The organism is Variovorax sp. GW823-FHT02B07, assembly GCF_058797695.1.
Genome location: NZ_JBXAJX010000001.1, coordinates 1,385,764 through 1,404,179, shown reverse-complemented (window position 1 = coordinate 1,404,179; position 18,416 = coordinate 1,385,764). Strand labels below are relative to the sequence as shown.

The 18,416-nt window shown below is 70.7% G+C and carries 18 protein-coding genes; 8 read left to right on the top strand and 10 right to left on the bottom strand.

Annotation, left to right across the window (positions count from 1 at the left end):
- Window positions 1–37 precede the first annotated feature (37 nt).
- From AC1RGU_RS06600 to AC1RGU_RS06570, 7 genes are all read right to left on the bottom strand, one after another.
- On the bottom strand, window positions 38–1,939 hold the full coding sequence (locus tag AC1RGU_RS06600; protein ID WP_492695525.1) for a bifunctional sugar phosphate isomerase/epimerase/4-hydroxyphenylpyruvate dioxygenase family protein: 1,902 nt from the start codon (window positions 1,937–1,939) through the stop codon (window positions 38–40).
- A 141-nt stretch (window positions 1,940–2,080) separates the two neighbouring features.
- Complete coding sequence (locus AC1RGU_RS06595) at window positions 2,081–2,857, bottom strand: alpha/beta fold hydrolase (protein ID WP_492695523.1); 777 nt, start codon at window positions 2,855–2,857, stop codon at window positions 2,081–2,083.
- The gene (locus AC1RGU_RS06590; protein WP_369647519.1) at window positions 2,854–4,095 is read right to left on the bottom strand and encodes a multidrug effflux MFS transporter; all 1,242 of its coding nucleotides are present in this window, start codon (window positions 4,093–4,095) and stop codon (window positions 2,854–2,856) included. The genes AC1RGU_RS06595 and AC1RGU_RS06590 overlap by 4 nt, the downstream gene beginning before the upstream one ends.
- Window positions 4,092–4,532: a carboxymuconolactone decarboxylase family protein gene (locus tag AC1RGU_RS06585; protein WP_159272283.1), complete on the bottom strand. Its 441-nt coding sequence runs from the start codon at window positions 4,530–4,532 to the stop codon at window positions 4,092–4,094. The genes AC1RGU_RS06590 and AC1RGU_RS06585 overlap by 4 nt, the downstream gene beginning before the upstream one ends.
- On the bottom strand, window positions 4,529–5,743 hold the full coding sequence (pcaB, locus tag AC1RGU_RS06580; RefSeq protein WP_492695521.1) for a 3-carboxy-cis,cis-muconate cycloisomerase: 1,215 nt from the start codon (window positions 5,741–5,743) through the stop codon (window positions 4,529–4,531). Before pcaB ends, AC1RGU_RS06585 begins: the two co-directional genes overlap by 4 nt.
- Before the next feature lie 16 nt (window positions 5,744–5,759).
- Window positions 5,760–6,593: a shikimate dehydrogenase family protein gene (locus AC1RGU_RS06575; RefSeq protein ID WP_492695519.1), complete on the bottom strand. Its 834-nt coding sequence runs from the start codon at window positions 6,591–6,593 to the stop codon at window positions 5,760–5,762.
- Between the two features lie 30 nt (window positions 6,594–6,623).
- Complete coding sequence (locus tag AC1RGU_RS06570) at window positions 6,624–7,547, bottom strand: shikimate dehydrogenase family protein (protein ID WP_492695517.1); 924 nt, start codon at window positions 7,545–7,547, stop codon at window positions 6,624–6,626.
- Between the two features lie 199 nt (window positions 7,548–7,746).
- Between AC1RGU_RS06570 and AC1RGU_RS06565 the strand changes: the two genes are divergently transcribed.
- From AC1RGU_RS06565 to map, 8 genes are all read left to right on the top strand, one after another.
- Window positions 7,747–8,541 carry an IclR family transcriptional regulator domain-containing protein gene (locus tag AC1RGU_RS06565; RefSeq protein WP_056573982.1) on the top strand — a complete coding sequence of 265 codons (795 nt, stop codon included), beginning with the start codon at window positions 7,747–7,749 and terminating at the stop codon, window positions 8,539–8,541.
- 74 nt (window positions 8,542–8,615) lie between these two features.
- Window positions 8,616–9,623, top strand: a complete 1,008-nt coding sequence (locus AC1RGU_RS06560; protein WP_492695515.1) for a Bug family tripartite tricarboxylate transporter substrate binding protein — start codon at window positions 8,616–8,618, stop codon at window positions 9,621–9,623.
- A gap of 26 nt (window positions 9,624–9,649) precedes the next feature.
- Window positions 9,650–10,315 carry a response regulator gene (locus AC1RGU_RS06555; RefSeq protein WP_062482520.1) on the top strand — a complete coding sequence of 222 codons (666 nt, stop codon included), beginning with the start codon at window positions 9,650–9,652 and terminating at the stop codon, window positions 10,313–10,315.
- Window positions 10,316–11,731, top strand: coding sequence for a sensor histidine kinase (locus tag AC1RGU_RS06550; protein WP_492695513.1), 1,416 nt, complete (start codon window positions 10,316–10,318; stop codon window positions 11,729–11,731).
- Window positions 11,732–11,753: 22 nt separating this feature from the next.
- Window positions 11,754–12,773 carry a Bug family tripartite tricarboxylate transporter substrate binding protein gene (locus AC1RGU_RS06545; RefSeq protein WP_492695512.1) on the top strand — a complete coding sequence of 340 codons (1,020 nt, stop codon included), beginning with the start codon at window positions 11,754–11,756 and terminating at the stop codon, window positions 12,771–12,773.
- Between the two features lie 16 nt (window positions 12,774–12,789).
- Window positions 12,790–13,194, top strand: coding sequence for a DUF6194 family protein (locus AC1RGU_RS06540; protein ID WP_492695510.1), 405 nt, complete (start codon window positions 12,790–12,792; stop codon window positions 13,192–13,194).
- A gap of 66 nt (window positions 13,195–13,260) precedes the next feature.
- Window positions 13,261–13,518, top strand: coding sequence for a ParD-like family protein (locus AC1RGU_RS06535; protein ID WP_492695508.1), 258 nt, complete (start codon window positions 13,261–13,263; stop codon window positions 13,516–13,518).
- 2 nt (window positions 13,519–13,520) lie between these two features.
- Window positions 13,521–14,312 carry a type I methionyl aminopeptidase gene (gene map / locus AC1RGU_RS06530; RefSeq protein WP_307694061.1) on the top strand — a complete coding sequence of 264 codons (792 nt, stop codon included), beginning with the start codon at window positions 13,521–13,523 and terminating at the stop codon, window positions 14,310–14,312.
- Between the two features lie 31 nt (window positions 14,313–14,343).
- Here map and AC1RGU_RS06525 read toward each other — a convergent pair whose 3' ends face one another.
- The 3 genes from AC1RGU_RS06525 to AC1RGU_RS06515 form a co-directional block, all read right to left on the bottom strand.
- Window positions 14,344–15,318, bottom strand: a complete 975-nt coding sequence (locus tag AC1RGU_RS06525; protein ID WP_492695505.1) for a Csu type fimbrial protein — start codon at window positions 15,316–15,318, stop codon at window positions 14,344–14,346.
- On the bottom strand, window positions 15,306–17,552 hold the full coding sequence (locus AC1RGU_RS06520; protein ID WP_492695503.1) for a fimbria/pilus outer membrane usher protein: 2,247 nt from the start codon (window positions 17,550–17,552) through the stop codon (window positions 15,306–15,308). The genes AC1RGU_RS06525 and AC1RGU_RS06520 overlap by 13 nt, the downstream gene beginning before the upstream one ends.
- A 103-nt stretch (window positions 17,553–17,655) precedes the next feature.
- Complete coding sequence (locus AC1RGU_RS06515) at window positions 17,656–18,405, bottom strand: fimbrial biogenesis chaperone (protein WP_492695501.1); 750 nt, start codon at window positions 18,403–18,405, stop codon at window positions 17,656–17,658.
- Window positions 18,406–18,416 lie beyond the last annotated feature (11 nt).

The window sequence follows — 18,416 nt, the reverse complement described above, 5'->3', positions numbered from 1 at the left end:
GTGGTGTGACGAAGGTGTCGGATGCGAGGGGAAAAAATCAGTCTTTTTGTTGGGGCTGCTGCGCCTGCGACGCCATGCGCGCGGGTGCGTTGAGCGCGCCATAGGCGTCGTAGCCGCCCACGCGCTGCGCGACCTCGAAGAAAAGGCCGCCGTCGAAACTCTCGGTGTAGATGTGCAGGTAGTCGCCGGCCGCCGAGCGGTCGAACAGCACGCCCGCTTCGCGCATGCGCGCCAGCAGCTCGGGCGCCACGTCGATGCGCGTGGCCAGGTCGTCGTAGTAGTTGTCCGAGATCGGCACGAAGCGCGTGCCGTTGGCGCGCAGCCGGGCCACGGTGTCGAAGATGTCGTCGCAGTCGAGCGCGATGTGGTGCACCGCGCCGCCACCGGTCACGCTCAGCGTGCGCGCGGTGCGCGTGCGCTGGCTCAGCGACACGTTCAGCACCAGGCGCAGGCTGCGGTCGACATTGGCCACGCCGCGGCTGCGAATCAGCCCGAAGGGGTCGGCCAGCTCCAGGCTCTCGCCGGGCTCCAGGCCGAGCACGGCGCGCGTGAACAGCACCCAGGTGTCGAGCTGGTCGAGCGCCAGGCCCAGCGCGACGTGGTCGATGCGCGTGAGGCCGGCATCGCTGTCGCCCGGCCCCGCGTCCTCGAGGATGAAGTCGGTCTCGTACAGCCCGTTGGCGCCCAGCGCCTCGGGCACGAAATGGATCAGGTTGCCACCCGGCGCCACGATGGCTGGCACGCGCAGCTCGTTCGGCCCCACCGGGCTGTCGTGGCGCTGCGAGCGCATGGCGCTGGCGCGGCCCACGGCCGCGAGCGGGTCGGCGCAGCGCACGCCCAGCGCGCAGACCGAGGTGCCGTGCGCCTCGAAACGGCGGCGCGCAAACGAGTCCGGCTGCGCGTTGACGATGAAGTGGATGCCGCCCTGGCGGTACAGCGTGACGGCCTTGGAGCGATGGCGCCCGACACGGCGAAAGCCCAGCTGCCCGAGCAGCGCGCCGAGCGTGGCGGCCGAGGCCTCGTCGGCCGCGAACTCGATGAACGACAGGCCCGAGAGCGCCGGCGCGGGCGGCGGATTGAACAGCTCCACGCGCTGCGGCTGCACGGGGGCATTCCCGTTGGCGAGCCGCTCGCGCGTTTCGCTTTCGAGGTACAGCAGCGAGCGCATCGCATCGACGGCGGTGCGGCGGTTCGGCGTCTCGCGGAAGATGTCGTTGAAGATCTCCAGCGACAGCGGCCCGGTGTAGCCCGCGCGCAGCACCTGCTCGAAGAAGCCGACCACGTCGAAATCGCCCTGCCCCGGGAACGAGCGGTGGTGGCGCGCCCACTGCAGCACGTCCATCGACAACAGCGGCGCATCGGCCATCTGCACGAAGAAGATCTTCTCGCCCGGAATGGCGGCGATGCCCGCCGGATCGTCCTTCAGCGACAGCGTGTGGAAGCTGTCGAGGATCAGCCCGAGGTGCGGGTGGTCGGCGCGCTGCACGATGTCCCAGGCCTGGGCGTAGCGCGAGGTGTGGCGGCCCCAGGCCAGCGCCTCGAAGCCCACGCGCAGGTTGCGGCGCGCGGCGCGTTCGGCCAGTTCGTGCAGCTGGGCGGCGGCGCGCGCCGGGTCGTTCACCGACAGCGGCGAGGTGTTGGAGCAGCACAGCACCAGCGGCGCGCCCATGGCTTCCATGAGGTCGAACTTGCGTTCGGCGCGCTCCAGGCTGCGGTGGAACTGCGCTTCGGGCATGCCTTCGAAGTCGCGGAAGGGCTGGTACAGGTCGATAGCCAGGCCCAGGTCGGCCACGATGCGGCGCAGCTCGGCGGCGGTGCCGCGGAAGTTGACGAAGTCGGCTTCGAACAGCTCGATGCCGTCGAAGCCCGCGGCCGCGATGGCTTCGAGCTTCTGGCGGAGGGTGCCGCTGAGCGAGACGGTGGCAATGGCGCGGTGCATGGGGATGGACTGTAGAAAGAGCCCGGGCGCGCCACAACGCAAATCAGCCCCGCCTGATCGATGATCGCACGCTACCGATCATCATTCGCACGAAATAGGGGTTACACCTAGCCCGCGCGGGGGTGCGGGCCGGGCGTTTTTTCAGAGGCTGCGCCAGTAATCGATCAGCATCTGCGCGAACTCGACCGGGCGCTCCACCGCGCTCAGGTGCGCGGCGTCGATGGTCGCCAGCCGCGCGCCCGGGATCTGCGCCACCATGGCCTCGGACATGGCCAGGGGCGTGGCCTCGTCCTGCAGCCCGCCGATCACCAACGTGGGCGTGGCGATGCGGCGGTTGCTGTCGCGAAAGTCGATGGCGGCCACGGCGTTGCAGCTCTCGATGTAGCCCTGCGCGTCGGTGCGCACCAGCGTGTCGTGCAGCGTGCGCGCGGCCACCGCGCCCTCGGGCGTGGCGGCGTAGGCCGGCGTGAGCCAGCGCGCCACGGCGCCCGGCGCGATGGCGGCCACGCCCTTGGCGGCCACGGTTTCCGCGCGCAGGCGCCACGGGGCCTGGTCGGGGTAGTGCGCGGCCGAATTGGCGATCACCACGGTCTTGAGCTGCGCGGCGTGCCGCACCGCCAGCGCCTGCGCGGTCATGCCGCCCATCGACAGGCCCACGAAGTGCACGGGCTCGCCGCCCGTCTCGCGCGCGATCAGCTCGGACGCGTCCTGCGCCAGCGTTTCCACGCGCAGCACGCCGGGCACCACCTCGGAGCCGCCGTGGTTGCGGTGGTCGTAGCGGATCACCGTGTGGGCGCGCGCGAGCTGCGCGGCCACGCCGTCCCACATGTGCAGGTCGCAGCCGAGCGCATGGCTGAGCACGACGAAGGGGCCGTCGCCTTCGCGCACGACATTCAGGCGGGGGGAGGAAGTGGTCATGGTGTGGAGTCCTTCTGGGGAGAGGATGGAGAAGCAGGTTGCGCAAGGCGCGGCAGCCACAGGAACGCGATGGCCAGCAGCACGGTGCCGGCCATCAGCATCGGCACCACCATCGGCCAGGCGCCGTACGAAAAACTCGTGTCGACGAACAGCGCGGCGACCTGCCCCACGCAGAACGCGACCATCATCATGCCGAAACCGGACCACGACACGGCCCGCCCCGCCAGGTGCGGCAGGTCGCCCACGGCGCCGGCCTGCCCGCAGGGCTGGTGGATGCCGTGGCCGAGGCAGTACACGGCGTGGCCCGCCAGCAGCGGCACCGCGCTGTGCGGCATCAGCCAGCAGCCCAGCGCCTGGATCACGGCGCCGGTGATGCTCAGCACCGCGCCCAGGCGCACGGTGCGCATCGGCCCGAAGCGGCGCAGCAGGCTGCGGCACATCGTGGTGCTGAAGATGTAGACCAGCGAGCCGCCGGCCGGAATCCAGCCGTACCACGCAGGCGACCAGCCGAGGTAGCCGATGTAGACCATCGGCGAAAGCAGCAAGAAGCAGAACAGCCCGCCGTAGGTGGCCGCCGCCACCGAGGCCCAGGCGCGGAAGGCGCGGCTCGCGAACACGGCGCGCGTGCTGCCGCGCGGCGCGGACGATTCGCCTCCGGCCAGTGGCTTGCGCGTTTCGCCGAACGAGCGCCAGCACAGCGCGAACAGCGCCAGTGAATAGACCGCCATCGCGACCATCACCCAGCGCCAGCCTGCGCCCTGCACCAGCCAGGCGCCCAGCAGCGGCGCCACCAGCCCGACCATGCCCAGCCCCGTGAGGCCCCGTGCCATGACGTGCGGGCCCTCGTGCGCCGGATACAGGTCGCGCACCGCGGCGCGTGAGCACACGAGAATCGCCGCCATCGAAAAACCCTGCAGCGTGCGCCAGCCCGCGAGCACCGCCACGCTGCCCGCAAAGGCGCCGCCGAAAGCGGCGACCACATAGCAGGCCAGCCCCGCCAGCAGCACCGGCCGTCGGCCGAAGCGGTCGGCCAGCGGGCCGCACAGCAGCTGCGCAAAGCCGAAGGCCAGCACGAACAGCGTGAGGCTGGTGCTGGCTGAGCCCAGCTCCTTCGCGATGGCGGGGAGCGCGGGCAGATAGCTGTCGGTGGCCACCGGTTGCGCGGCCAGCAGCAGCGGCAGCAGCAAGGTGAAACTGACGTCGAACCGGCCCTTCTTCGGGGCGACCGGCGCGTTCACTGCGCCGCGGACGGAGCAGCGGGTGCTGCGGGCAGCAGGCCCTTCTCGCGCAGGATGTTCGTCGCGATGCCGAAGGCGTGGTTGGCCACCGGCACGCCGCAGTAGATCGCGGCCATCATGATCACTTCCTTGATCTCGTCGGGCGTGAGGCGCGACTCGGGCGGGCCGTCGAGCGCGGCGCGCACGTGCATGGCGAACTCTTCGTACGCATGGATGCCCAGCATCATCGACAGCACCATGAAGCGGCGCGTCTTGTCGCCCAGCGCGGGGCGGCCCCAGATGTCGTTCCACGCGTGGCGCGTGATCAGTTCCTGGAACTCGGCGTTGAAGCCGTTGCGGTTGGCGAGCGACTTGTCGACCCAGGCGTCGCCGAGCACGCGGCGGCGGTTGACGAGGCCGTCTTCGTAAGGATTGCTCGGGGTGTCGGGGGCGGTCATGGCGAGAGTTCCTTGTCGGATGAGAGTTGGGCTTGCAGGGCTTTCACCTGCGCCAGTGCGGTCTGCCCCGCGTTCACGGCGAGCGCGGGGTCGAACCATTCGTCGGCCGCGTCGCGCGGCAGCTCGGCGCGCAGCCGGTCGATGTTGGCGCGCATGCGCGTGGCATCGACCTGCAGGCCGGGCAAGGCGCCGGCCATGGCGCGCACGCTGCCGTGCGCCGACATCAACAGCTGCGGCCATTCGGCCAGCTCAGCCTGCCAGGCGCCGAGCGCGCGTTCGTGCTGCTGCGGCATGGCGCCGAGCAAGGCGGCCACGCGTTGCGGCGCGCGGTGCGCGGCAGCAATGGCGACCATCGAGGCCACAGGGTTGCGCTTGTGCGGCATCGCCGACGAGCCACCGCGCCCGGGTTCGCTGGGCTCGGCGACCTCGGCCACTTCGTACTGGCCGAGCAGCGAAATGTCGACCGCGACCTTGCCCAGGCTGCCCGTGAGCAGGCCGAGCTCGCAACCAAGCGCGACCCATTCGTCGCGCTGCGTGTGCCACGTCGCGCCGGGGTCGCCCAGGCCGAGTTCCTTGGCCATGCGCTGGCGCACTGCGGCGCCCTGCCCCTTCATCTGCGCCAGCGTGCCGACGGCGCCGCCGAGCTGCAGCTGCAGCGCGTGCTTCGCGGCGGCGCGCAGGCGGGTGCGGCTGCGCACCAGCGGCGCGGCCCAGCCGGCGCACTTGAAGCCGAAGCTGGTGACCGAGGCCGGCTGCATCAGCGTGCGCGCGAGCATCGGCGTGTCGGCATGCTGCACGGCCAGGCGCAGCAGCGCGTCGGCGGCCTTGGCCAGGTCGGCCTCGACCAGTGCGACGGCTTCGCGCGTGACCAGCGCCATCGCGCTGTCGATCACGTCCTGGCTGGTGCTGCCGAAATGCACGAAGGGCACAGCCTCGGCATTGAACAGGCCCACCGCTTCGCGCAGTGCCTTCACCAGCGGGATGGCGACGCTGCCCGCGCGTCCGCTCTCGCGCACGATCTTGGCCACGTCGAACAGCTCGACCTTGCAGCTGCCGACGATCGAATGCGCGGCGCTCTCGGGGATCAGCCCCTCGGCCGCCTGCGCGCGCGCGAGCGCGGCCTCGAAGCGCAGCATGGCGTCGACGAAGGCGCGGTCGCTGAAGGCGCCCAGCGTTTCGGAGGTGGAAAGGAAGCCTTCAAAAATGCTCATGCGTGTTCCGGTGTTTTCAGTATTTCAATTGCGCAACGGCGCGCAGCTCTTCGGGCGAGGCGGTGCCGAAACCGAAGAACTCAAGGTAGGCTGGGATCATCTCGAACAGCATGTCAGTGCCGACCTGCACCTGGCAGCCCTTGGCCTTGGCGGCCTGCAGCAGCGGCGTGTACTCGGTCTTCATGACGACCTCGCCGACGAAGGTCTCGGGCGCGATGCGGTCCACGTCGAAGGGCAGCGGGTCGGTGTCCTTCATGCCCAGCGGCGTGGCGTTGACGACGATGTCGAAGCCCGCCGGGTCCTTCGAGCCGGTGGTGACCTTCATCTGCGGATAGTGTTCGCGCAGCCGCGCGGCCAGCGCCTGCGCCGAGGCATCGCTCATGTCGAACAGCATCAGCTCGGCCGCGCCGGCTGCCGCGATCGAAGCCGCAATGGCCGACCCGACACCGCCCGTGCCCGACACCAGCACGCGCGTGCCCTTGAACAGGCGCCCCTTGCGCTCCACGCCGCGCACGAATCCTGCGCCGTCGAACTGGTCGCCCAGCAGGCTGCCGTCGGGCCGCTTGAGCACGGCGTTGCAGGCGCCCGCGACGCGCGCGGTGGGCGTGACCTCGTCGACCAGCGACATCGTCCTGACCTTGTGCGGCATCGTCACCAACGCGCCGCGCAGGTTCGAGAACTTGAAGATCTGCGCGAGCGACACCGCGTAGTCCTCGGGCTTCACGCCCATGGGCACGACGACCGCGTCGATGCCCTGCTTGTCGAACCAGGGGTTGTAGATCATCGGCGCCTTGAAGGCTTCGGTGGGGTAGCCGATGTGGGCGATGAGCGTGGTCTTGCCGGAGATCATGGGAGTCGTCTTGTTCAGGAAGGTACGGGGTCAGGCCACGCTCGGGGATTGGTAGCGCAATGGCGTTGCGATCTCAGCGTGCATCGCCGGCGGATAGATGAGCTCGCGCAAAAAGTCGGCGTCGGCCTGCATCGCATCCGCCGCGTCGATGTGACCGAAGTAGCGGAAGTAGTGCGGCATCTGCTGCACCAGCATCTCGAAGCCGGCCTGCGCATTCAGGCCGCGCGCCCGCGCCGCACGCACCAGCGGCGTGGGCTGGTTGCGCAGCAGGATGTCGAACAGCGCCGCGTGCGGTTCCATGCGCGCCACGTCCAGCGGCAGCGCGTCGTCTTCGGCCAGGCCCAGCGGTGTGGCGTTGATGACGAGGTCGTAGCCCTCGGGCGCGTTGCTGTCGACCGCGACCACGGTCGCATCGAAGAAAGCGTCGAGCTTGGCGGCCACGCCCGCGGCCTTGCCGGAGGCGGTGTCGAAGAAGGCGATGTGCTCGGCGCCGTTCACCGTGCCGCCTTCGGCCAGCGCCACGCCGATGGCCGCGGCGCTCACGCCCGCGCCCAGGATCAGCACGCGCTTGCCGCGAAACGGCACGTTGCAGCGATCGAGCGCGCCGATCAGGCCCTCGCCGTCGAACAGGTCGCCCTCGAGCTGGTCGCCTTCGGTGCGGCGCACCACGTTGACCGAGCCGGCCACGCGGCCGAACAGGCCGCAGCCGTCGAGCAGGTCGACCACGCGCGGCTTGTGCGGCGGCGCGATCACCATGCCGCGCACGTTGCGCGCCAGGAAGGCCGACTTCATGAACACCGCGAAGTCGCGCACCGGCACCTGCATGGGCACCAGCACCGCGTCGATGCCGTAGCGCGCGAAGGCCACGTTGAACATGCGCGGCAGCCGCACGTTGCGGACCGGGTCGCCGGGGATGAGGTAGGCCTGGGTGCTGCCGGTGATGAATGGGCTCATGGGCGTGCTTCCGTTCGTCAATCGCTCGTTTCGGGGCGGAACAGCGGGCTTTATAGTCCCTTCGCGCGCGGCCTGCTGACATACGAGACGCAAAACGCTCGATGATCGATCTTTCAAGTTCGTTAATCGATCAAATTGCGGGTTTTTACTTAGCCATTCGGGCCTCGCCACCGCGCCGGACGCGGGCACACTTCCGCCCATGAACAGCACCAGCCCCGACGACTCGACGCCGCCCGCCGGCCTGGACAAGCGCGACTGGATCGCCGGGCTGGAGCGCGGCGTGAGCATCATCGAGGCCTTCGACGACGCCAACCCGCGCCTCACGGCCAGCCAGGCCGGCCAGCGCACGAACATGACGCGCACCGCCGCGCGGCGCTACCTGCTCACCCTGCAGCACATGGGCTACGTGGCCAGCGACGGCAAGCTGTTCTGGCTCACGCCGCGCGTGCTGCGCCTGGGGCAGTCGTACCTCGAATCGGCCCGCCTGCCGCGCGTGGTGCAGCCTTTTCTGCAACGCGTGGCGGCCGGCACCAACGAGATCGCCTACCTCAGCGTGATGGACGGCGACGAGGTGGTCTACATCGCGCGCAACGGTCCCAACCGCAGCATGAGCACCGGCTACGTGCTCGGCGCGCGCGTGCCGGCGCAGGTGACGGCCTCGGGCATGCTGATGCTGGCGCTGCGCAGCGACGCCGAGCTGAACGACTGGCTGGCCACGCGCCAGCTCACGGTGTTCACCTCGCACACCATCGCGAGCATGGAGCGCATGAAGCTCGAGCTGGCACGCATCCGCGCCCAGGGCTGGGCGCTGTCGGAGCAGCAGCTCGACCTGAACTCGCGCGGCATCGCCGTGCCGCTGCGCGACCGCCACGGCACGCTGGTGGGCGCGCTCAACATCACGATGCCGATGGGGCACGAGAGTTCGGAAGACGCGGTGGCCCGTGTGCTGCCGGTGCTGCGTGAGACGGCGCAGGCGATGCGCAACCTGATCTGAGGCACTGACAGCATTCCGACAGCATCCGCCCGGCAGGATGCGGGCTTCCATCCAAAAAACACTGGAGACAAGCCATGTCCGACCGCTTCCCCACCGACGTTCCCCTGAGCCGCCGCCACTGGCTGCAAGCCGGCGGCGCCCTCACCCTCGGCGGCCTGCTGCCTTCGATGGCCTCGGCGCAAGACGCCTGGCCCAGCAAGTCGATCCGCTTCGTCGTGCCCTTCGCGCCGGGCGGCAGCTCGGAGATCGTGGCGCGCTCCACCGCCGCCGAGCTGTCGCGCACGCTGGGCCAGAGCGTGTTCGTCGACAATAAGCCCGGCGCGGCCGGCAACATCGCCATGAGCGAAGTGGCGCGCGCCACCGACCAGCACACGCTGATCCTCGGCCACATCGGCACGCTGGCCGTGAACCCCTACATCTTCGCCAAGCTGCCCTACGACGCGAACAAGGACTTCAAGCCCGTGAGCCTGCTGGCCAAGGTGCCCAGCCTGTACGTGGTGCACCCCGACGTGCCGGCGAAGAACCTCAAGGAATTCATCGCCTACGCCAAGAGCAAGCCCGGCAAGCTCAGCTACGGCTCGGCCGGCAACGGCAGCGCGGGCCACCTGGCCTTCGAGTACCTGAAGATGACGGCCGACGTGTTCATGCTGCACGTGCCCTACCGCGGCACCGGCCCGATGGTGACCGACCTGCTCTCGGGCCGGCTCGACGCCTCGGCCATCGGCGCGGCGGCGATCATTCCGTTCATCAAGGCCGGCAAGGTGCGCTGCATCGCCACCGGCTCGGCCAAGCGTCTGGCACAGCTGCCCGACGTGCCGACCGTGGCCGAGCAAGGCTTCCCCGGCTTCGAGATGACGCAGTGGTACGGCATGCTCGCGCCGGCCAGCATCACGCCCGCGCAGATGACCAAGCTCTCGGCCGAGACCATGAAGGCCGTGAAATCGCCCGACTCGATGCAGCGCCTCACGGCCGATGCGGCCGAGGCCGTGGGCGGCACGCCGGAGCAGTTCGCGCAGTTCATCACCGCAGAACAGAACCGCTGGCAAAAGGTCATCGCAAGGGCAAACATCAAGCCTGATTGACCGGTACAGGCCCTAGCATCGGCGCCATGCGCATCCTGCTGGCCGAAGACGAACACACCCTGGGCACCTGGCTCTGCAAGGCGCTGGAGCATGCGGGCATCCAGGTCGAATGGGTGGACGACGGCCGGCTGGCCGACCGGGCCCTGCAGCAGCGCGACCACGACGCGCTGGTGCTCGACCTGGGCTTGCCCGGCATGGACGGCCACACGGTGCTGCAGCGGCTGCGCGAACGCGACCAGCGGCTGCCGGCGCTGATCCTCACGGCGCGCGATTCGCTGGACGAGCGCGTCGCCTCCCTCAACGCGGGCGCCGACGACTTCCTCGCCAAGCCCTTCGCGCTGGCCGAACTCGAAGCGCGGCTGCACGCGCTGGTGCGCCGTGCGCGCGGCGTGGAGCATCCGCGCCTGGCCTGCGGGCCGCTGGTGTACGACGGCGCACGCCGGCAGTTCACGCTGGGCGGCGAGGCGCTCGCCCTGTCGCCGCGCGAACAGGCGGTGCTGCGCGCGCTGGTGCAGCGCAGCGGCGAGCCGCTGTCGAAGCAGCAGATCCTCGACCGCGTGTTCTCCGACGACGACGAGGTGCACCTCGAAGCCATCGAGGTGCTGGTGTACCGGCTGCGCAAGCGGCTCGACGGCAGCGGCGTGCGCATCGTCACACTGCGCGGCCTGGGCTACGTGCTGGAAGCGGACTGAGTGAGCGCGCTGCGCCGCTTCACCGACCGCCTGCGCCGCACCAGCCTGTGGCAGCGGCTCGCGCTGCTGCTGTTCCCCGCCCTGCTGCTGGTGACGGGCATCGAGCTGTGGATGACGCGGCACGACGCGCTGGCCGCCGCCAACGCCGCGTACGACCGCTCGCTGCTCGGCGCGCTCAAGTCGATCGACGCGAACATCTCCACGGCCTCGGGCGGGCTGTCGGTCGAGCTGCCGTACACGATGTTCGAGTTCTTCGAGCTCACGGCCAGCGGGCAGGTGTTCTTTCGCGTCGCGACCTCCGACGGGCTGGTGGAGCTGGGCAGTGCCGACCTGCCCGCGCCGCCCGTCGAGCCGCCGATGGGCGTGCCGGCCTTCTACGACGCCACCTACTTCGGCGAGGCCGTGCGGCTCGCGGCCTATCGGCGCGACCTGGACCGCGCGCCGGCCGGCAGCACCGGGCGCAGCGTGCTGATCCAGGTCGGCGAGAGCACGCGCTCGCGCCAGGAATTCACGAGCCGCTTCGTGCGCAGCGCCGCGCTGCGCGACGGGCTGATCCTCGCGATGCTGCTGTGCGGCACCGCGCTGGCGCTGGCGGCGGCGCTGCGACCGCTCTCGCGGCTGGCGCGCGAGGTCCAGGCACGCACGCCCGACGACCTCACGCGCATCGCCGAGACCGACCTGCCCGCCGAGGTGCGCCCGTTGGTGGCCGCCGTGAACCAGCAGATGGCGCGCACGCAGGAACTGGTCGCACAACAACGGCAGTTTCTGGACGACGCCTCGCACCAGCTGCGCACGCACTTGACCACGCTGCAGATGCAGGCCGACTACGCGCGCCGCGAGGACGACCCGGCGCAGGTGCGCGCCGCGCTCGATGCGCTGGGCGCCGAGATCGGCCGCGCCACGCGCAGCGCGCAGCAGCTGCTGGCGCTGGGCCGCAGCGACACCGTGGCCGTGGCACCGGCCGAATTCGACACCGCCGAGCTGCTGCGCGAAGTGGCGGTCGACCTGCTGCCGCTGGCGCGCGCCAAGCGCATCGACCTGGGCATCCATGCGCCCTCGCCCGAGCTGCAGGCGGTGGGCGACCGGGGCCTGCTGCGCGAGGCGCTGAGCAACCTCGTGGCCAACGCCATCGCCTACACGCCGGCGGCCGGCACGATCACGCTCTTCGCGGCCGGCGACGCCGCGGGCTGGAGCCTCAACGTGGAAGACGACGGCCCCGGCCTGAGCGAGGACGAGCGCGCCACCTTGGGCCAGCGCTTCCGGCGTGGCACGCGCGCGGACCAGGGCGGCTTCGGGCTCGGCCTGGCGATCGTGCGTTCCATCGCGCAGCGGCACCGCGGCGATTTGCGGCTCGAAGCGCGCGGCGCGGGGCCGGGCCTGCATGCCATCATCTGGTGGCCCCGGCCTGCGGGGTGAACCGCCGCCGTCCTTCCCTTCGATGCCACGCCCCTTCGCCTTCACCCGTCGCCATGCGCTGCGCGCGCTGTCCGCGTGGCTCGCGCCTGTCGCGCTGCAGGCGACGGCGGCCGCGGGCGATGTGTCCGAAGGCCCGGCGGAATGCGTGATTCCCGCCAAGGCCGGCGGCGGCTTCGCGCTGACCTGCGCCCTCGCACGCGATGCACTGCAGGCCGTGCGCCCCGCGCGCACGCCGCTTGCGCAGCGCTACCTGCCGGGCGGCATCGGCGCCGTCGCCTTCGACCGCATCGCGAGCGGCCAGCTCGGCGGGCCGGGCACGCTGGTCGCGTTCTCGAGCGGCTCGCTGCTCAACCTCGCGCAGGGCCGCTTCGGGCCGCACCCGCCCTCGGCCGTGCGCTGGATCGCCACGCTGGGCACCGACTACGGCGTGGTCGCCGTGCACCGCGACTCGCCGTATCGCCGTTTGCAGGACCTGATCGCCGCGCTGCGCCAGGACCCGTCGCGCGTGGTCTTCGGCGCGGGCGGCACGGTCGGCAGCCAGGACTGGGTGAAGGCCGCGCTGCTGGTGCGCGCGGCCGGCGGCGCGCCGAAGGCGATGCGCTTCGTGTCCTTCGAAGGCGGCGGCGATGCGCTGGGCGCGCTGCAGGGCAAGCACGTCGACGCGTTCCCCGGCGACGCCGCCGAGGCGCTGCAGGCCATCGCCGGCGGCGCGCCGCTGCGCCTGCTCGCGGTGCTGTCCGAAGCGCGGCTGGGCGGCGCGCTCACCGGCGTGCCCACCGCGCGCGAGCAAGGCGCGGACATCGTCTGGCCGACCGTGCGCGGCGTCTACCTGAGCGCCAACGTGCCCGACGCCGCCGTGCGCGCCTGGACCACCGCCTTCGCCGAGGCCACGGCCGCGCCGGGCTACGCGGCGCTGCGCGAACGGCACGGCCTTTATCCTTTCGCGCTCACCGGCGCCGCGCTCGACGACTACGTGCAGGCGCGCATCAAGGCCTACCAGGCACTGGCCGACGAGCTCGGGCTGCGGCGCTGGAAGCCTTGATCTTCAACTGACCTCCATGACCGAAGACGACATCACCCAACACCTCATCGACATGCTCGGCGGCGGCCATTTCGAAGTGGCCCACGACAACACCTTCTTCTTCCACGGCGCGGACAACAAGTTCCCCTTCGCCACGATCGTGACGAAGGACAACGAGTTCGACAGCGCCTCGAAGCTGAACCGGCCCGGCGTGTTCCGCCTGAACGTCGGCGTGGGCAAGGAGAGCTTTCGTGCGCTGTTCGGCGAGCAGCCACCAGTCGACATCGACTACACCGCGATCGACCGGCTGATGCCGCACCCGGTGTACGCAAAGATGCACTGGGTCAGCGTGATCAACCCGAGCGCCGCGACCTTTGAGACCGTGAAGCCGCTCTTAACGGAAGCGCGCAACCTGCTGATCGCGCGGGACAAGAGCGCGTAGTCCACCCAAAACACCGGGCCATATGAAACGCATACAATCCATATACGTTTCATACAGAGGTGGCCCATGGGCATCGTCAAGATTTCAGACCTGATGCACGAGAACCTGCGCGTGGCGGGCAACGCCCTCAGCCGGTCGATCAATGCGCAGGCAGAGCACTGGATGCGGGTCGGCATGCTGACCGAGATGCATCCCGACCTCGACTACCGGGAGGTCTGTCAGCTGCTGATCCAGGCCGAGCTTTCGGGCGGGCTGGACATTGCCGCGACAGTCACTGCGGCGCCACCGGGCAAGCCCCGCGCCCCCGCGAACGGCAAGCACTGACGATGGCACACGACGTTCCACTCAAGTCCGCCGAAGAGCTGGTGATGGCGCGGCGCGCCGCACAGCTGGCCGCCGAGGTCCTGGCCATGATCGAGCCCCACGTCGTGCCCGGCGTGAGCACCGAAGCGCTCGACCGCCTCTGCCACGCACACATCGTGAAGGTGCAAGGCGCCATTCCCGCCAACGTGGGCTACCTGGGCTATCCGAAGACCATCCTCACCTCGGTGAACCAGGTGGTGTGCCACGGCATCCCCTCGGCCGACAAGATCTTGAAGGCGGGCGACATCGTCAACATCGACGTCGCCGTCAACAAGGACGGCTGGTTCGGCGACACCAGCCGCATGTTCTTCGTCGGTGCGCCCAGCGTGCTGGCGCGCCGGCTGGTGGAGACGACCTACGAAGCCCTGTGCGCCGGCATCCGCCAGGTGAAGCCCGGCGCGACGCTGGGCGACGTGGGCCACGCGATCCAGTCGGTCGCGCAGCGCGAGCACTTCAGCGTGGTGCGCGAATACTGCGGACACGGCATCGGCCGCATCTACCACGACGAACCGCAGGTGCTGCACTTCGGGCGGCGCGGGGCGGGCCTCGTGCTCGAGCCGGGTATGGTCTTCACCATCGAGCCGATGCTCAACGCGGGCCGCGCCGAAACGAAGCAACTGGCCGACGGCTGGACCGTCGTGACCAAGGACCGCTCGCTGTCCGCGCAGTGGGAGCACATGGTGGCGGTCACGGCAGACGGGTACGAGGTGCTGACGGCCTGGCCGGGCGGCACGGGCGCGTACGCGCCGATCTGATGCGCAGCCCCGGCCCTGGGGTGATGACGACTCAGTAAGTCACGGTGACCGTGATCGTGTCGCTGTAGCTGCCCGGCGCCACATTGGTCTGCGCCGGCACCCGCCCGTAGACCGGGATGGCGCTGCCGGGGTTGCCGCTGCCGTCGACCGTGTCCGTGCCTGCGGCATTGCCCCAGCGCAGCGAGCGCGCGGCATCGCGGTACAACTCATAGCGGATGTAGTCGCCGGTGCCGCCCGCCATGCGCCGCTGCGTCCCCGTCACGTTCACGCCATTGCTCAGCCCCACCTTCCAGGCGGTGCTGGGCGGGCAGGCCATGGTGATGGCGGCCGCGCCGTCGACCGCGGACGCCAGCGAGCTGGCACTGCCGAAGTCCAGGTCGGTGGCCGTCACGCTGACGGCACAGGCGCTTGAGTAGGTGGCCGTGACCTGCGTGTAGAAATTCGTCACCCCGGTGTACTTGGCCGAGCTCGCGTTGCAACTGCCGGGGGCGTTGCCGCTCTTCATGCCCCAGACGACCTGGGAGTTGTAGATGTTGGCCTGGTAGCTGCCCGCAGCCAGCGACTGCCCCGACGGCACGCGGCCGTACAGCGGGATGTTCAGCGCGACGTTGCCGCCGCTCGCCGGCAGCACGAACACGCCCGCCGCACTGCTGTAGGTGCCGCCGCCCGGCGGTGGGCCGACGATGCTGCTGCGGCCCGCATCGGAATAGATGTTGTAGGCCATCTGCGAGCCGTTCCAGTTGGTCATGTAGCGCGGCGCGTAGCCGGCGATCTCGTTGCCCTGGTAGACGTACACGCAGTAGTTCATGTACATCGTCTGGCCGGTGTCGTTCTGGCAGGCGAAGCCGACCGTGGCGGTGGTGTCCGTCGCCGCCGACGCCGTGACGGTGCCGAAAGCGAAGCTGGGCTGGCTGGCGACCCAGCAGCTCGGGTCGGCATGCGCCGCGCCCATGCCCAGCAGCCACGAGAGCGCCAGCGCCAGTTTCACGAATCTCAACGTCCACATGTCAACCGCTCTTTCTGCAAACCACCCCCCTCGGGACGCCGCCAGTCGAACTGCGCCCGGCACACCGCGCCGTCGGGCGCGCGCACGGCCAGCGTGTTGCGCACGTCGAGCGTGTCCAGGTACACCCAGCCGTCGTAGCCCACCACCGCGCCACCGCCCTCCTGCCCGTTCACCTGCACGCGGCTGCCCAGCGGCAAGGGCTGGCCCTGCGCGTCCATCAATGCCACGTGGGCGGCCCGCACGGGCGTGATGCCGAAATGCGCCCGCGCGCCCGACCGGCCGGCCGGGGTGATGAGACTCTCGGCGCGCTCGATGCGCACGTCGGCGGGCAGGTCCATCGGGTCGATCGCCAGCTTGTTGTTCTGGTAGGCGTTCACCGGCACGACCAGCAGCAGCCCGCGCGAGTTGGTCTGCCCCACCGGTCGATTCTCGAGCTTCACGGGCACGCCGGCCACGCCGTCGGTGTCCACCACGGCAAAGGCGTCGTCGATGCGCCGCGCGGCCAGCACCCCGCCGCCCATCAGCACCAGCGCACCGCTGGCGCCCGCATAGGCGTAGCGGCTGGCGCGGCCGCCCCCCATCTCGCTCACGCCGGCCTGCACGCGGCCGTAGGGACCCAGGTAGTTGATTTCGGCCTGCCCGCCGGTCGTGCCGCCGCCCGTGCGCGCGGTGGCGCGCCAGCCCCAGCCGCCGTCGCCGAGGGGGGAGTGCTGCGCGCTGACGGTGCCCACCGTGCCCTGGTCGCCGCTGCGCTGCACGCCGGCGCTCACGCTGGTCTGTGCGTCCCACGACCAGCTCAGGCCGACGAAGATGCCGCGGTCGCTGCGCTTGTCCAGGTTCTGGTTCATGCCCACCGAGACCGAGGTCGTGCGCCCGATCGAACGGAACCAGTTCACGCTGGCGTAGCGCGACGCGTTCTGCCCGACCGGGCGCAGGTAGAGGTAGCTCACGCTGACGTTGCCCAGGCCGCCCATGTCGTAGCCCACGCTCGCGCTGGCGCTGCCCTTGGCCGGGGCCGAGCCGTAGGCCGTGGCCACGTCGCGGTAGTCGCCCTGGGTGCGGGTGCCGTTCAGGCCCACCGACAGGCGCTCCTGCCGCCACAGGTAGCCCAGGCTGGTCTGCGTGCCGCTGCGGCTGCCGCCCGGGGTGTCGGCGTCGTGCCGGCTGCCCGCCAGCGCCGCCGACAGCGTGCCCGCGCCGCCCAGTTGCCACACGCCCCCGGCACCGGCCAGCGCCAGTCCGCGCGTCACTTCGCCATGCGCTTCCACCGTGAAGCTGTCGCTGAGGCCGCGGCGCCAGGTGCCGGTCAGCACCGGCTGCTTGCCGTAGTCGAAGGAGCGCAGGCCGTAGTTGCGGCGCACCACGCCCAGGTCCACCGTCCAGTCGCTCAGCCCGGGCGCCAGCAGGCGGCTGCTGTCGAAGAGCGAGAAGCTCAGCGTGGCGGCGCGGCCCAGCGCGTCGGTCACCACCACCTGCGCCGTGCCCGTGCTGTTGATGCGCGGCAGCGCGTTGAGCTGGAAGGGCCCCGCCGGCACCTGGCCGCTGTACTGGCGAATGCCGTCGATGAACAGTTCCACGTCCGAAGGCATCGTCGCCGAGCCGATGAAGCTGGGCAGCGGTGCGGTCTGCCGGTAAGGCTGCAGGCCGAAGTCGCGCGACAGCTGGATGCCGCCGATGCGCGTGGCGCGCGACCAGGGCACGGCGCCGGTGAGCGTGTCGCCCACGCGCAGGGTGAGCATCCTGTCGGGGAAGGCCATGCTCCAGGTGCTGTCCATGCGCACGGACTGGTCCTTCCAGCCCTGGGTGTCGTGCGTGCGCTGCATCAGCCAGGTGGTGCTGAGCACGCTGGCGCCACGGAACGCGCGCAGCTCGCCGAAGGCGCTCAGGCTGGCGCTGCCGCCCCTGCCCTGGGTGCCATAGAGGTCGTAGTTCAGCAGCAGACCGGTGGACGTGCTCAGGGGCTGCGCGGTGACTGCCGCCTGCCCCACGGTGGCCGTGGGCAGCTGCAGCATCGCCAGCGGCGCGGTCAGGCTCAGTTGCTGGCGCGCAGCGTCGTAGTCGGCCACGAGCCCGGGCAGGTCGCGCAGGGGCAGCCATTCGGCGCCGTTGTCGGGCAGGGAGAAACTCAGTTCGCGCAGCACCGCGCGGGAGGCCGACAAGGCCCCGGCCTGCAGGCGAAACGGGTGCAGCCCGCGCGCCATGCCGTTGAGGCTGACCTCCAGGTACAGCGTCATGGCCCCCGGCACGGACTGCGCGGCGGGCGCTGCGTGGGCGGGGAGCGCAGTCAGGGCCAGCGCAAACGGAGCCAGCAAGGCCCTCGCAGCGAACCCGGCCCGCTCAGCGCGCCAGCGGCGCGAGGTTGGCGTCCGTCGTTCTGCCATCGATCATGACCTGCCAGCGACCTGCGCCGGCCAGGGCGGCGGGCGACGTCTTCAGCGGCCAGCGCATGGTGGCGCCGGGCAGCACGTAGCCCAGCAGGCCGGTGTAGGCGGCGACGGCGCGGCCGTCCGCGCCGGTGAACACGAGGTCCGCCAGCTGGGCATGCACCCCGCCGCTGTTGCTGACTTCCAGCACGGCCTTGCCGTCCTCGCGCCGCAGGCTCCAGCGCAACTGCGCGGGGGCCGGCTCCGCGCCCGCCGGGGACACGAAGATGGGCAGCGAGTGCCGCATCACGAAGTTCAGGTTGCTCTTCTTGCCGTCCGTCGCGGTGCCCGCCGCCTGGGGCACGGGCAGTTCATCCACCAGCACGCGGTAGGCCTCTTCCGCCGGGCCCGCGGGCGGCGGGCCGTTGCGGATCACGCGCACCAGTTGCCGTCCGTCGGTGGGCAGCTGCAGCATGGGCGGGCTGACGACCAGTCCGTCCGCCGGCTCCATGCGGTCCTGCCCGTCCACCTGCGTCCAACGGAAGACGCGGATCTGTGCGTCCAGCGGCGCCGTTCCCGTGTTGCTGAGCCAGAGCCCGTCGCCCTGCCGTGTCGGCGCCAGCGTCAGGGTGACCGGCGAGACCTGCAGGCCGGCCGCCTGGACCGCACCGCCGCCAAGCAGGCATGCGCCCCACAGTCCGAGGTTGGCAAGTGCACGTCTCACGATTCAGCCCT

Excerpts from the sequence above, each read along its gene's own strand:
- AC1RGU_RS06600 (WP_492695525.1), bottom strand. The coding sequence starts at position 1,939 with ATGCACCGCGCCATTGCCACCGTCTCGCTCAGCGGCACCCTCCGCCAG.
- AC1RGU_RS06595 (WP_492695523.1), bottom strand. The coding sequence starts at position 2,857 with ATGACCACTTCCTCCCCCCGCCTGAATGTCGTGCGCGAAGGCGACGGC.
- AC1RGU_RS06585 (WP_159272283.1), bottom strand. The coding sequence starts at position 4,532 with ATGACCGCCCCCGACACCCCGAGCAATCCTTACGAAGACGGCCTCGTC.
- pcaB (WP_492695521.1), bottom strand. The coding sequence starts at position 5,743 with ATGAGCATTTTTGAAGGCTTCCTTTCCACCTCCGAAACGCTGGGCGCC.
- AC1RGU_RS06575 (WP_492695519.1), bottom strand. The coding sequence starts at position 6,593 with ATGATCTCCGGCAAGACCACGCTCATCGCCCACATCGGCTACCCCACC.
- AC1RGU_RS06570 (WP_492695517.1), bottom strand. The coding sequence starts at position 7,547 with ATGAGCCCATTCATCACCGGCAGCACCCAGGCCTACCTCATCCCCGGC.
- AC1RGU_RS06565 (WP_056573982.1), top strand. The coding sequence starts at position 7,747 with ATGAACAGCACCAGCCCCGACGACTCGACGCCGCCCGCCGGCCTGGAC.
- AC1RGU_RS06560 (WP_492695515.1), top strand. The coding sequence starts at position 8,616 with ATGTCCGACCGCTTCCCCACCGACGTTCCCCTGAGCCGCCGCCACTGG.
- AC1RGU_RS06555 (WP_062482520.1), top strand. The coding sequence starts at position 9,650 with ATGCGCATCCTGCTGGCCGAAGACGAACACACCCTGGGCACCTGGCTC.
- AC1RGU_RS06545 (WP_492695512.1), top strand. The coding sequence starts at position 11,754 with ATGCCACGCCCCTTCGCCTTCACCCGTCGCCATGCGCTGCGCGCGCTG.
- AC1RGU_RS06540 (WP_492695510.1), top strand. The coding sequence starts at position 12,790 with ATGACCGAAGACGACATCACCCAACACCTCATCGACATGCTCGGCGGC.
- AC1RGU_RS06535 (WP_492695508.1), top strand. The coding sequence starts at position 13,261 with ATGGGCATCGTCAAGATTTCAGACCTGATGCACGAGAACCTGCGCGTG.
- map (WP_307694061.1), top strand. The coding sequence starts at position 13,521 with ATGGCACACGACGTTCCACTCAAGTCCGCCGAAGAGCTGGTGATGGCG.
- AC1RGU_RS06525 (WP_492695505.1), bottom strand. The coding sequence starts at position 15,318 with ATGTGGACGTTGAGATTCGTGAAACTGGCGCTGGCGCTCTCGTGGCTG.
- AC1RGU_RS06520 (WP_492695503.1), bottom strand. The coding sequence starts at position 17,552 with ATGACGCTGTACCTGGAGGTCAGCCTCAACGGCATGGCGCGCGGGCTG.